The sequence below is a fragment of the Photobacterium damselae subsp. damselae genome, assembly GCF_038086725.1.
GTDB lineage: Bacteria > Pseudomonadota > Gammaproteobacteria > Enterobacterales > Vibrionaceae > Photobacterium > Photobacterium damselae.
Map to the genome: position 1 here is coordinate 593,264 of NZ_CP146970.1, position 13,291 is coordinate 606,554.

12 protein-coding genes are annotated in these 13,291 nt (G+C 42.2%); 9 read left to right on the top strand and 3 right to left on the bottom strand.

Going from position 1 to position 13,291, the window contains the following annotated elements:
• Positions 1-22: 22 nt before the first annotated feature.
• A complete protein-coding gene (gene brnQ, locus WAX86_RS02705) occupies positions 23-1,336 on the top strand; it encodes a branched-chain amino acid transport system II carrier protein (protein WP_036764412.1) in 1,314 nt (437 codons plus the stop codon).
• Between the two features lie 74 nt (positions 1,337-1,410).
• Here the strand turns inward: brnQ and fldB are convergent, their stop codons facing one another.
• Positions 1,411-1,935, bottom strand: coding sequence for a flavodoxin FldB (gene fldB / locus WAX86_RS02710; RefSeq protein WP_341489067.1), 525 nt, complete (start codon positions 1,933-1,935; stop codon positions 1,411-1,413).
• Positions 1,936-2,108: 173 nt separating this feature from the next.
• On the opposite strand from fldB, the gene xerD reads away from it, so the two are divergent.
• The 6 genes from xerD (at position 2,109) to WAX86_RS02740 (ending at position 9,958) form a co-directional block, all read left to right on the top strand.
• Complete coding sequence (gene xerD / locus WAX86_RS02715) at positions 2,109-3,005, top strand: site-specific tyrosine recombinase XerD (protein ID WP_005301242.1); 897 nt, start codon at positions 2,109-2,111, stop codon at positions 3,003-3,005.
• Positions 3,006-3,178: 173 nt separating this feature from the next.
• Entirely contained in the window at positions 3,179-3,910 is a 732-nt protein-coding gene (dsbC, locus tag WAX86_RS02720; RefSeq protein WP_005301241.1) for a bifunctional protein-disulfide isomerase/oxidoreductase DsbC, read from the top strand.
• 104 nt (positions 3,911-4,014) lie between these two features.
• The gene (gene recJ / locus WAX86_RS02725) at positions 4,015-5,739 is read left to right on the top strand and encodes a single-stranded-DNA-specific exonuclease RecJ (RefSeq protein WP_086957575.1); all 1,725 of its coding nucleotides are present in this window, start codon (positions 4,015-4,017) and stop codon (positions 5,737-5,739) included.
• Positions 5,740-5,897: 158 nt separating this feature from the next.
• Positions 5,898-6,996 (top strand): peptide chain release factor 2 gene (gene prfB, locus WAX86_RS02730; protein WP_107200432.1). Its coding sequence is split into 2 segments (ribosomal slippage): positions 5,898-5,972 and positions 5,974-6,996, totalling 1,098 coding nucleotides; the frame shifts between segments, so codons are not numbered across the junction.
• A 32-nt stretch (positions 6,997-7,028) separates the two neighbouring features.
• A complete protein-coding gene (gene lysS / locus WAX86_RS02735; RefSeq protein WP_068969501.1) occupies positions 7,029-8,531 on the top strand; it encodes a lysine--tRNA ligase in 1,503 nt (500 codons plus the stop codon).
• 113 nt (positions 8,532-8,644) lie between these two features.
• The gene (locus WAX86_RS02740) at positions 8,645-9,958 is read left to right on the top strand and encodes a sigma-54 dependent transcriptional regulator (protein ID WP_065172258.1); all 1,314 of its coding nucleotides are present in this window, start codon (positions 8,645-8,647) and stop codon (positions 9,956-9,958) included.
• 67 nt (positions 9,959-10,025) lie between these two features.
• Here the strand turns inward: WAX86_RS02740 and WAX86_RS02745 are convergent, their stop codons facing one another.
• Complete coding sequence (locus tag WAX86_RS02745) at positions 10,026-10,469, bottom strand: PACE efflux transporter (protein ID WP_341489068.1); 444 nt, start codon at positions 10,467-10,469, stop codon at positions 10,026-10,028.
• 100 nt (positions 10,470-10,569) lie between these two features.
• Between WAX86_RS02745 and WAX86_RS02750 the strand changes: the two genes are divergently transcribed.
• On the top strand, positions 10,570-11,448 hold the full coding sequence (locus WAX86_RS02750) for a LysR family transcriptional regulator (protein WP_138240440.1): 879 nt from the start codon (positions 10,570-10,572) through the stop codon (positions 11,446-11,448).
• Here WAX86_RS02750 and mutH read toward each other — a convergent pair.
• Positions 11,445-12,113 carry a DNA mismatch repair endonuclease MutH gene (gene mutH / locus WAX86_RS02755; RefSeq protein WP_341489069.1) on the bottom strand — a complete coding sequence of 223 codons (669 nt, stop codon included), beginning with the start codon at positions 12,111-12,113 and terminating at the stop codon, positions 11,445-11,447. The two genes, WAX86_RS02750 and mutH, sit on opposite strands and share 4 nt — an antisense overlap.
• A gap of 625 nt (positions 12,114-12,738) precedes the next feature.
• Here mutH and rppH point away from each other — a divergent pair.
• The gene (gene rppH / locus WAX86_RS02760) at positions 12,739-13,260 is read left to right on the top strand and encodes an RNA pyrophosphohydrolase (protein ID WP_036764409.1); all 522 of its coding nucleotides are present in this window, start codon (positions 12,739-12,741) and stop codon (positions 13,258-13,260) included.
• Positions 13,261-13,291: the final 31 nt, after the last annotated feature.

A 13,291-nucleotide genomic window follows, 5' to 3' on the forward strand; every position in this document is an offset into this window, starting at 1 on the left:
GATTAAGAGTGGAAGGTGCAGTTTGAAAAGATCACTCAAAGCAACGGACATCTTTGCGTTAGGCTTTATGACTTTCGCATTCTTTTTAGGCGCAGGTAATATCATTTTTCCACCGCTAGCTGGATTGCAAGCGGGTGAACATATGGGATCTGCAATGTTTGGCTTCTTAGTAACAGCGGTCGGTTTACCTCTAATTGGTATTATTGCTGTTGCGCTTGCTGGTGGTGGATGGAAAGGGTTAACTCGCGATCTTCCTCCATTTGTTGCAACCCTGATGGCAGTGCTGATCTTCATTATTATCGGTCCCGCTTTTGCAGCGCCGCGTACAGGTCTTGTAGCATATGAGATGGCAGTAAAACCGTTTCTAGGTGCCGATGCTGGCCAAACAAGTTTGACAGTTTTCTCGGTTATTTTCTTTGCTGTCGCACTGTTTTTTGCGTGGTCGCGAGGCAAACTGATCGACATGATCGGTAAGTTTTTAACGCCAGCATTATTTGCGGTACTAGCCATTCTTGCGATTGCGGTTTTTGTTAACCCTCAAGGTGCTATTGAAGCAGCTCAAGCAGATTATGTGACTCAGCCATTTACTAAAGGTTTCCTTGAAGGTTATAACACCATGGATACTTTTGCCGCGCTGATGTTTGGTATGCTGATTGTCGATGTGATCCGCAGTAAAGGTATTACTGATGAGAAAGAGACTTGTACTTATCTTATCTATGCCGGTTTGATTGCTGCCGCTGGTTTAGCATTTGTTTATGTTTCTCTATTCTACCTTGGTGCAACCAGCTCGACTGTTGCAGGTGGTGCAGCAAATGGTGGTGAAATTCTAACTGCGTATGTTCAAGCACTATTTGGTTCAACAGGACAAATTATTCTGTCTGCCATTGTGCTACTAGCTTGTTTGACTACAGCTATCGGTCTAATTAGTGCATGTTCGGATTACTTCAGCTCATTAACTAAGCTTTCTTATGAGAAGTGGGCAGTCATTTTAGCGGTAATCTGTGCTGTTGTTGCCAATGTTGGTCTAAATCAGCTGATTACATTATCAATTCCAGTACTGTTTGCTCTATATCCGGTGGCTATTGCATTAGTTGCATTAACTTTTGTCCGTCGCTGGTTACCAAATCCTGCACTGGCTTATCGTGTAGTACTTGCAGTTTCTCTACTGTTTAGCTTAATCGATGTGGCTAAGTACCTTGGTTTTGATATGTCGGCACTAAATGTTCTACCTCTATATGACTATGGTATGGCATGGGTTCTACCAACCTTTATCGCCTTAGTCGTGACTCGTTTTATCGGTGGTAACGGTGCTGAGCATCAAACTCGAACGGTATAGTAAAAAGTCATAAACACAATAAAAACGGGATGCAGTTAGGCATCCCGTTTTTTGTTCTGGATTCTTAATCAGTGTTAGCTTAGAGCTTCTGCATACTCAGTCATAATTTGGCCGCACCAAGTTGTGATACGCTCATCGCTAAGTTCATATTGACTGTCTTCATCAAGAGCTAGCCCTACAAAGAACTCTCCATCGTCCGTCAATGCTTTAGAAGCGGTAAACTGGTAGTTCTCGTCATTAGGCCAATAACCGATGACATTAACCCCGGTTGGTAATAGCTTATCATGCAGCATTCCCATCGCATCAAGATACCACTCGGTATAACCTTCTTGATCACCTAGGCCAAACAGTGCAATGGTTTTGCCGTTAAGGTCTAAACCATCTAATTGTCGCCATACCGCTTCCCAGTCTTCTTGTAGTTCACCAAAATCCCAGGTTGAAATACCTAAGATCAACAGATCAAATGAGTTCATCTCACTAATAGGTGTCTCTTTGATATTAAAGACGGAGACAAGATCGTGGCCAAGACAGTCACGAATTTTTTCTGCTGCCATTTCGGTGTAGCAGGTTGTTGAGCCATAAAATAAGCCGATTTTCATACTGAGATCCTATGGACATGCTGATCGATTGGTCTGATACCAATTCCATTATTATTCACCGATCTTTGCTTGTTGTGATCGCATTGGCAAGTTACTTTTGCGATTAAATCGACTACTATAGGAAAAATACTGTGTTTATATCCATGTGTTTGGGTTTGATATAAGAGGTTTCTGTGGAAAACGACGACGTTGTTATTGAGCGTTTTTTAGATGCAATGTGGATGGAGCGAGGGCTATCTGAGAATACACTTGCCTCTTATCGTAATGATTTAACCAAGCTAATGATGTGGATGAAAGAGCATAAGTTGGTATTAGAGTCGATATCGGCTGACGATTTACAACGTTACCAACAGTGGCTATTTGACCAAGATTATAAACAAACATCTCGTGCTCGAATGGTGTCAGCTATCCGTCGTGTATTCCAATATCTTCACCGCGAAAAAATACGTGTCGATGATCCTAGTGCGATGTTAATTAGCCCGAAATTACCTAAGCGTTTACCAAAAGATATCAGTGAAGCTCAGGTCGATGCGTTATTAGATGCGCCAAATGTCGATGATCCTATTGAGTTACGAGATAAAGCCATGTTGGAATTGTTGTACGCAACGGGTCTTCGTGTTACCGAGTTAGTTAGCCTAACGATGGAAAATATCAGTTTGCGTCAAGGTGTGGTTCGTGTTGTCGGTAAAGGCGATAAAGAACGTTTAGTACCGATGGGAGAAAACGCCGTAGATTGGATTGAACAGTTTCTTGCTCAAGGACGTCCTATGTTGTTGGGGGAGAAAAGTTCAGATGTGGTTTTCCCAAGTAAACGAGCCCAACAAATGACACGGCAGACATTTTGGCACCGTATTAAACATTATGCGGTACTAGCAGGAATTGACGCTGATACATTGTCACCACACGTAATGCGTCATGCTTTTGCAACGCATTTGCTCAATTATGGTGCTGATCTGCGAGTGGTACAGATGTTGCTTGGTCATAGTGATTTATCTACAACTCAAATTTATACTCATGTTGCAACGGAGCGCTTGAAGCAATTGCATGAACAGCATCACCCGCGTGGTTGATAAATTGAAGATGCTATTGTGATGATAGTATTGGCGAAATGAATAACGATCGATTATTCTCCAGTTTCGCAAAATGAGTTTGAAATTATCACGGCTTTCTGTGGTCTTAATTGAAATTTTTGCACTTTAGTGCGGTCTTATTGACCACTGTTTATTTAAAAAGGATGTATTGCATGCACATTATCGGCCGAACCCTACTGGCAACTGTTATCGCAGCGACTGCATTTTCTGCTTCTGCTGCGCCAAATAAAGCGGCAATTACTAAAAAGTTGAGCGCGATTGGTTTAGTGCCAACAGAAATTACGGCCTCTCAGGTAGCAGGCCTAAATGAGGTTGTCACTGAGCGTGGTATTGTTTACACCTCAGATGACGGTAATTATTTCATTGTTGGTCATCTTTATGACAACCAAGCTGCTCAACCTGTTAATGTGACAGAGCAGAAAATGGCTAAGATCAATAAAGATAAGCTACAAGGAATGGAAGATGAGATGATCATCTATCCTGCTAAGAATCAAAAGCATGTCATTACAGTTTTCACTGATACAACTTGTGGTTACTGCCGTAAACTGCACAATGAAATGCAAGCGTATAACGACAAAGGCATTACGGTTCGTTATCTAGCATTCCCTCGTGGCGGTGAGCAGTCAGGCAACTTTATGCAAATGGCTCAGATTTGGGGTGCAAAAGATCGAGCAAAAGCGATGGATGATGCAAAAAATGGCTCATTTGATCCAAAAGGCATTACTCCACGTACCGATCTGATTAAAAAGCATTATGAGCTAGGTGTGGCTATGGGTGTGAATGGTACACCTGCAATTGTACTAGAAGATGGCACTATGATTCCTGGTTACCAGCCAGCGGCATCACTAAGCCAGATGCTGGATGCACAACAGAGCAAAAAGTAATTTGCAGTAATATTGATGGAAGCCCAGCAGCTTAACTGTTGGGCTTTTTTATTACTGGTAGACCAAGTAAGATGGCGAGATAAAGATTAAAAAGAAGTTTGCTCATGATTGAAATAAAACGCCGACCAGAAGCGGATATTTCTGGCTTTTCCGATGCTATTCCAGCCCGATTAAAACGTATTTATGCTAGCCGTGGGATTACCCATGATGGTGAGTTAGAGCGTGGAGCTAAAGGCTTGTTGAGCTATAACCAACTCTATGGAATGGCTCAAGCGGTGGATTTATTAGAGCAAGCTTTACGTAATAATCAACGTATTATTGTCGTGGGCGATTTTGACGCAGATGGGGCAACCAGTTCTGCGTTGTCAGTGCTCGCCTTTAAGATGCTTGGCTGTCAAAACGTGGATTACTTGGTACCAAACCGTTTTGATGATGGGTATGGATTAAGTCCTGAAGTGGTGGATCAAGCGCTGGCGAAAGGCGTTGAAGTGATCATGACAGTCGATAATGGTGTGTCTTCACTGTCTGGAGTTGCTTATGCAAAAGAGAAAGGCTTAACGGTCGTTGTGACCGATCACCACCTGCCTGGCGATATACTGCCTAACGCTGATGCGATTGTTAACCCTAACTTAAATGAGTGCGGTTTTCCTTCGAAAGCATTGTGCGGGGTGGGGGTTGCGTTTTATCTGATGTTGGCTCTTCGAGCTCAGTTACGAGCAACCGATTGGTTTACGCAACAAAATATTCCTGAGCCAAACTTAGCTGAATTACTCGATTTAGTTGCATTGGGCACCGTTGCCGATGTGGTTGCACTAGATGGTAATAACCGTATTTTAGTCCATCAAGGCCTACAACGTATTCGTGCGGGTCGTTGTCGCCCGGGTATTCAAGCTTTAATTGAAGTTGCTAATCGCGATCCGCAAAAGATAGTGACCAGCGATCTTGGTTTTGCTCTAGGTCCTCGAATTAATGCCGCAGGTCGTCTTGATGATATGGCTTTTGGTGTTGAGCTACTCTTATGTGACAACATTCAATCTGCTCGTCGTATGGCTACCGAACTTGATGGGTTAAATCAAACCCGTAAAGAGATTGAACAAGGCATGAAAGAGGAAGCGCTAGCCATTTGTGAGCGACTAAAATTTAGTGCCAACGATATGCCTTATGGCTTAGTGCTGTTTCAAAAAGATTGGCACCAAGGGGTGATAGGCATTTTAGCATCGCGGATTAAAGAAAAATTTCATCGTCCAGTGATCTGTTTTGCCGATGCGGGGAATGAGCAAATTAAAGGTTCATGCCGTTCCATTCCAGGGTTACATATGCGTGATGTGTTGGATCTTATTGATACACAAAACCCAGGCATGATCGCTAAGTTTGGTGGACATGCAATGGCAGCGGGTTTAACCATAGATACTAAGCAATTGGATGCCTTTAGTCGCGCCTTTGATCAAGCGGTGCGTAATGAATTGGGCGAAGATGAGCTAAAAGGTGTATTGCTAACCGACGGTGAATTGGAAGCCAATGAATTTAATTTAGATACTGCAGAAATGTTACGTGCGGGTGGGCCGTGGGGACAGCAATTTCCTGAACCGACATTTGATGGAACGTTTCGATTGCTTCATCAAAAATTAGTTGGCGGTAAGCATCTTAAAATGATGGTTGAGCCGCTACATGGAGGTAGTGTTATTGATGCGATCGCTTTTAACGTAGATCTTAAACGCTGGCCCGATGCTTCAGTTCAGCAAGTTGAGTTAGTTTATCGACTCGATATTAATGAATTTCGCGGTAATCGCAGTGTGCAATTAATGATTGAGCATTTAGCGGCAAAATAAGACTTCATCTCTTAATCTCGACTTAGAGTGGCGAAAAAAGCCTGAATTATCGCCACTCTCGTAATAATTTTCCGATTCCTATCTCTCCCCCCTGTATATTCTATCTACAATTCGATAGAATCCTGCGGTTATGTCCATTTCGACGATGATGAGTGGCAATGTTCGAGATTAATCCTATTAAAAACCGTCTAGCGGACGTATCAGCACGTACTGATGTCCTTAGGGGGTATCTTTGACTATGATGCTAAGAAAGAGCGTCTAGAAGAAGTCAATGCAGAATTAGAGCAACCTGATGTATGGAATGAGCCTGAACGTGCACAAGCGTTAGGTAAAGAGCGTGCATCACTTGAAGCGGTTGTTGAAACCATCGATCAACTAGATCAAGGCGTTGATGACGTTGAAGGTCTACTTGAGCTTGCAGTAGAAGCAGAAGACCAAGAAACGTTTGACGAAATTGAACCAGAGCTAGCTGAGCTTGAAGCGAAACTGGCTAAGCTTGAATTCCGTCGTATGTTCTCTGGCGATCATGATGGTTCCGATTGTTACCTAGACCTACAAGCAGGCTCTGGCGGTACTGAAGCGCAAGACTGGACATCTATGATGTTACGTATGTACTTGCGTTGGGCCGATGCTAAGGGCTTTAAGACTGAAGTTATTGAAGTGTCTGAAGGTGACGTCGCAGGTCTAAAATCTGCAACAATTCGTATCAGTGGCGAGTACGCTTATGGTTGGTTACGTACAGAAACAGGTGTTCACCGTTTAGTTCGTAAATCCCCATTTGATTCAGGTGGCCGTCGTCATACCTCGTTTGCATCTGCCTTCGTATATCCAGAAGTGGATGACAATATTGATATCGATATCAATCCATCTGATCTACGTATTGACGTATACCGCGCCTCTGGTGCTGGTGGTCAGCACGTAAACACCACCGAATCTGCGGTACGTATTACTCACGTACCAACTAATACCGTGGTGCAGTGTCAGAATGACCGTTCGCAGCATAAAAACAAAGATCAAGCAATGAAGCAGTTAAAAGCGAAGCTGTTTGAACTTGAAATGCAAAAGCAAAATGCTGAAAAACAAGCGAACGAAGACTCTAAGTCTGATATCGGTTGGGGTAGTCAAATCCGTTCTTATGTTCTGGATGACTCTCGAATTAAAGATTTACGTACTGGGGTGGAAAATCGTAACACCCAAGCAGTACTAGACGGCGATTTAGACCGTTTCATTGAAGCCAGCCTGAAATCAGGTCTCTAACCCGATTTGCGGTTAAAAATTAAGGGTAACCTATGACTGATCAAGTACAAGATGAGAATAAGCTAATTGCTGAACGTCGTGCGAAGCTAGATATGATTCGCAAAGATTGCAAAGCAAATGGCCACCCGAACGATTTCCGTCGCGATAGCCTAGCGGCAGACCTGCAGGCTAAATTCGGCGAAATGACTAAAGAAGAGCTAGAAGAAGCTAAGCAAGTAGTTGCTATCGCTGGTCGTATTATGGCTAAGCGAGGTCCATTCCTAGCGATTCAAGATGTAACGGGTCGTATTCAAGCTTACGCATCTAAAGATGTACAAAAAGAGCTGAAAGACAAATATTCAGGTCTAGATATCGGTGACATCATCGGTATTAAAGGTGAGCTTCACAAATCAGGTAAAGGCGATCTATATGTAAATATGGATCAGTACGAGCTGCTAACTAAAGCACTTCGTCCACTACCAGAGAAGTTCCACGGTCTAACTGACCAAGAAATGCGTTACCGTCAGCGTTACGTTGACCTAATCGTAAATGACGATTCTCGCAAAGCGTTTAAGATCCGCTCTCAAGTGGTATCGGCAATCCGTAACTTCATGGTAACTAAAGGCTTCATGGAAGTGGAAACTCCTATGATGCACGTGATCCCAGGTGGTGCAACGGCTCGTCCATTTATCACTCACCACAACGCGTTAGACATCGATATGTACCTACGTGTTGCACCAGAGCTTTACCTTAAGCGTCTAGTGGTTGGTGGTTTTGAGCGCGTATTCGAAATCAACCGTAACTTCCGTAACGAAGGTCTATCTCCTCGTCATAACCCAGAATTCACTATGATGGAATTCTATATGGCGTACGCTGATTACCGTGATCTGATGGATCTAACTGAAGAGATGCTAAGCAGCATTGCTATCGAAGTTCTAGGTTCATCTAAGATGCCTTACGGTGATTTTGAAGTGGAATTTGCAGGCCCTTACACTCGTATGAGCATGCTAGACGCTATCAAACACTACAACCCAGATCACGCAGAAATCCAAGCGCTAACTTATGAAGGCGTAGCGGATCGTGAACTTATGGTTAAGATTGCAAAATCTGTACACGTTGATGTGGAAGATTTCTGGACTTGTGGTCAGCTTCTTGAAGAGATCTTTGGTGAAACTGCAGAACCTCAACTAATGCAACCTACGTTCATTACTGAGTACCCAGCAGACATTTCTCCTCTTGCTCGTCGTAACGATGAAAACCCATTCATTACAGACCGTTTTGAATTCTTCATCGGTGGTCGTGAAGTGGCAAATGGTTTCTCTGAGCTTAATGATGCTCAAGACCAAGACCAGCGCTTTAAAGCTCAGGTTGATGCAAAAGATGCCGGCGATGACGAAGCAATGTACTACGATGCTGACTACATCACAGCACTTGAGCACGGCTTACCACCAACAGCAGGTCAAGGTATCGGTATCGACCGTCTAGTTATGCTATTTACTAATACGCATACTATTCGTGACGTTATTTTGTTCCCTGCAATGCGCCCTCAAGCATAATTTCGCTGAATGTAAATCTAAGCCACCGTTTTTGTCGGTGGCTTTTTTTTATTAATTACAATATAAATAAAGGTAAAAATAAAAATATAATAAGCATTCTAAAGGCATCATACTTGCGTACACTATTTAATATTGAGCCAACTGCAGGCAATCTTTTTATCTTTGGTTCTATAGATTCAGCCTGTCAACAGGCGCTAAGTAACAGCGATTGGCATTGCCATTTTTGTCAAGATATGAGAATGGCTGAATCTTTACTGCTTGAACTTGGCCCATGTATTGGATTAGTTGATTTAAGCCAGCATTATTTTAGTCTGCACAGTTTAGCCAATCTTCTACACCGACATAAACAAGTTCGCTGGATCGCTTTAATCGATGAAAAGCAATTAAGTAATGAAGCTGTATGCCAATTTATTGTAAGCTTTTGTTTTGATTATTTTTCTTTACCTATTCCTATACCTCAGTTACTCACAACTATTGGCCATCAATGCGGGATGTTAGCGCTTGAGCGTCATGTTTGGCCAGAACTACGCCAGTTAGGACAGGTTGGCCTTCAAGGTCAAAGTTTAGTGATGCGTAAACTGCAGAATCAGGTAACTCGTACCGCAATATCAGATCTTCCTGTCTTAATCCAAGGTGAGATTGGCACTGGAAAAGAGTTGGTAGCACAAGCGATTCATCGAGGTTCGATTCGATCTAAATCACCGTTTATTCGAGTTGATTGTCGAGAGTTGCTACCAAATTGGAATATCCAAACCTCGCAAGGGATTAAAAATTGTCTTAAATTAGCGCACGGCGGTGTGTTATTTCTAGACGATATAGCTTGTCTATCACAAGAGCGCCAAATTGAATTACTGCAAATTTTAGAGTTTGGTTATTACCCAGATAGCAAAGGTGAACGTGTTTATACTTCATTACGTGTGATCGCCTCAACAGCTTTATCAAATCAAGAATTACTATCTGCAGGTCAGTTAATCAATGAGCTTTATTACCGCTTAAATATTATGTCGATCTCTGTACCACCATTAAGAGAGCGAGGAGAAGACATTGTAGGGCTAGCAGAGCTCTTATTGCTGCAATATTCTCGACAGTACAATGGCGTTGCGAAATACTTTACTGAAGATGCTTTAAGTGCCATGAGACAATATCAGTGGCCTGGAAATGTGCGTGAGCTAGTTAGTAAATTAAAACGTGTTGCTTTACTTGCAGATCATCAATGCGTTGGTTCTGATCTACTTGAATTGCCAATAAATCAAGAAGATAGTAATAGTCTAAAGCAAGCGCGTGCAGATTCCGAGAAAGCTGCGGTCGTGAAGGTACTTGAAAATAACAAGAATAAAATTACGGCATCGGCTAAAGAATTAGGTGTTTCTCGGGCAACAATGTATCGCTTACTCAAAAAATACGATCTTCATCCGAACAAAAGATAAATCAGTCAAGCCCGTATCTTATTGCTATTAAGCGGTAAAATACGGGCTAAATATGTTTAGTTAGTCATTAAGCAATATGAGCTTTATTTATGGTGGCTGAACTTGGAATAGGGAACCACAAGTCATAAGCCCAGTTATACGCATAAGTATAGAAGAAATAGAAGATCACTAATCCCAAATCCATGATCAAAGCTTGCCACAATGTGATGTCCAAAAACCACGCCATAACTGGTAATGTTAACCATAACAAGCTGATTTCAAAGCATACAGCATGAATAACTCTGTGCTTAAATGTTTTTTCTAATCTGCCAGTGAAGCGTAGCATACCTTTATCAAACAGAATGTTATAAACAAAGTTCCAGCCTGTTGTGAACAGAGAGAAACCAAGGCCTAAAATTCCAATCTTATGTACTTCCATGCTACTAAATAGACTAAAGCCAAGCATGATCAGTGTAAGAGCTATTACTTCAAAACCAATGGCATGACGAATTCGATCCAATGTAGTACGCATTTTTAACCCTTATTTGTCTATTGTTGACGTTCTGATGGTTATTTTAGGTATAAAATAGATAATACAAAGTTAGTTACTATCGGTTTTATGGATATTTCAGATGCAGTTTTCTATTGAGCAATTGGAGGCTTTTGTCGCCGCCGCTGAAACGGGCTCTTTCTCAGCCGGAGCTCGAAAATTAAATAAAGCGCAATCTGTGATCAGTACAGCGATAGCCAATTTGGAATTGGATCTTAATGTGACTTTGTTTGATCGTACTACGCGAAAGCCACAACTTACCGAGCATGGGCGTACACTGTTGGTAAAAGCTAAGCGGATCCTATCCCAATGCCAACAGTTAGTTGCCAATGCAGATGAATTACAGCAAGGGGTTGAATCAAAGCTAACTATTGCGTTGCAGTCGATGACAATGAGTCAACCGCTAACCCAAGCTTTAGCCAAATTTGAGCAAGACTACCCATTTGTTGAGATTGAAATTTTAAATGCAACTGAAGATGAAATTGTCTCTTTACTCAATTCAGGCCGGGCGCAAATAGGGGCTCTACTTCAACTTGATACGCTACCTCAGGAAATTGAAGCGTACGGTATTGGTAGCTTGGCTATGGTCTGTATTGTGGCTCCTTCTCACCCATTAGCTCGCAAGTCACAAATTGATTGGCCCGACCTTATTACCCATCGCCAAATTGTCCTATCTGGTCGTCATCATCAACATAAGCGTTGGCAAGTTTCTGATTCAATATGGAGTACGGAAAGTGCCATTAGCGCAGTGAACTTAGTGATGGGAGGGATTGGCTGGACTGTGGTGCCTTTAGATATGGTGAAAGATTTAATTACCGCAAATGTGCTAACACGCCTTCCATTGAGTTTTGAAGGGCAAACTTGGCATCAAGGTGTTGATATTGTTTGGACTCGTTTACATCCAGCAGGTCCAGCTGCACGTCAATTGCGGTTATATTTAACCGAGGCTAGGCTGAGTTAACAGATAAAGTAACGTTCTAAAATAGCGGCGGTAAAATTGGTTTTTAAGTAGAAACCTCGAGGCAGTGTTTTGATTGGCTGACCATTAGCACCATAGGCTTCAGTTAATGCTTTGCTATTGGCTGCTTTAGGACGTAATTGTAGAACTTCTCCGTGGCGTGCGGTGATCTGCTCTACTTGCCCTAAGACAATCATATCCATTAACTCTTCCCAATCTTGCTGTAATTGCGCTTCTTCTTGTGCTGATGGACTCCAAATCAAAGGAGAACCAACATGCCTATCTGCTAGGGGTAAATCGCGTTCACCTTCAACGGGTATCCACAATACACGCGCTAATTTGTGCCGAATATGGCTTTGCTGCCAACTGAGCCCTTGAACACCAATTAACGGCGCAACACAAACAAAAGTGGTTTCTAGTGGTTTGCCACTATAGCCAATCGGGATGGTTTTTAGCTCAATGCCAAGTTCGGCAAAATCAGGGACGGGTTTACTGCCAGCACTGGCCCCTAAGTGCCATTCGAGCAGTTGACCCACCCAGCCTTTATCTCGACGAAGATCAGGAGGGACAGCGATTCCTGCTTGATGTGCTAATTCTCCCAGGGTCAGACCTGCCAACTCTTGGGCTCGTTGTAATAGTTCATTTTCAGATAAAGGGGTGGGGCGCATGATAAAAATCTATGTAGCAAATAAGACCATAATGGTAACACGAATAGGATACTGACAAATAATGGCACGATATATTGAAATTGTTGACTTAGGATCCCAAGAAAAAGATATCCACAGGCAAAAATAAAAATTATCATCAAAAAACAGATACTGGCTGTTTGAACAGTGGTTTGAGTGGTTATTGAGCGCGTCACTGTGTTTTTTTTATTCAAAAGTTTAGTGGTATTGTGGATAAAGATAAAGTTGGTCGATCTTTGACCGATCCGTTTTTTGTTCGTTAGGATCTTTTATAATCAAACTGAGTTATATGATTGTTTTTGTTATAAGGCTATGTTTTTAAAGTTTATTATTAAATATTCTCGTGTTTTTTATTCATGATTCTTGAATGGTGATGTCGTTAATTTGGGCTTGAAATTGAGTTTCTACACAAATCTATCCACAGAAAGAGTGAATAAATGTGGGATAGGTCTCATTTGGATGTTCATAAAGTTATATGAAGTGTGAAGTTATCCAGAAAGTGCGGGGAATGTAGGAAAAAAGAGTTATTAATTAGAATGTTTGTTTACCCTTACCCACATTATGTGAAAAAATCGAGGTAATAGATATTTATAATTGAGGTCGTCCAGTGATTGATGGCGATGGATACCGTCCTAATGTAGGAATTGTTATCTGCAATAGCCGCGGCCAAGTATTCTGGGCTCGACGATATGGACAACACTCTTGGCAGTTTCCACAAGGTGGCATAGACGATGGTGAAACACCAGAACAAGCTATGTATCGCGAACTGTATGAGGAAGTAGGACTAACGAAAAAGGACGTAAGAATTGTAGCATCTAGCCGCCATTGGCTACGTTATAAATTACCAAAGCGTCTAGTTCGTTGGGACTCAAAACCTGTTTGTATCGGGCAAAAGCAGAAGTGGTTTTTGCTGAGCTTGGAATGTGATGAGTCCAAGGTCAATATGCAGCGAGGAAACACACCAGAATTTGATGGTTGGCGTTGGGTCAGCTATTGGTATCCGGTGCGTCAGGTGGTGTCATTTAAGCGTGATGTTTATCGTCGTGCATTAAAGGAATTTGCAGCTCTTGCGATGCCTTTTCAAGAGCGAAAAGAACGTAAGTTTAAACGCAAAAACCGCCGCAACTAAATTTGGAAGAGGCAATAGCGATAGAAGGAAT

Coding starts and splice junctions, on each gene's coding strand:
- recJ (WP_086957575.1), top strand. CDS start 4,015: ATGATTGAAATAAAACGCCGACCAGAAGCGGATATTTCTGGCTTTTCC.
- fldB (WP_341489067.1), bottom strand. CDS start 1,935: ATGAAAATCGGCTTATTTTATGGCTCAACAACCTGCTACACCGAAATG.
- mutH (WP_341489069.1), bottom strand. CDS start 12,113: ATGCGCCCCACCCCTTTATCTGAAAATGAACTATTACAACGAGCCCAA.
- WAX86_RS02750 (WP_138240440.1), top strand. CDS start 10,570: ATGCAGTTTTCTATTGAGCAATTGGAGGCTTTTGTCGCCGCCGCTGAA.
- dsbC (WP_005301241.1), top strand. CDS start 3,179: ATGCACATTATCGGCCGAACCCTACTGGCAACTGTTATCGCAGCGACT.
- lysS (WP_068969501.1), top strand. CDS start 7,029: ATGACTGATCAAGTACAAGATGAGAATAAGCTAATTGCTGAACGTCGT.
- WAX86_RS02745 (WP_341489068.1), bottom strand. CDS start 10,469: ATGCGTACTACATTGGATCGAATTCGTCATGCCATTGGTTTTGAAGTA.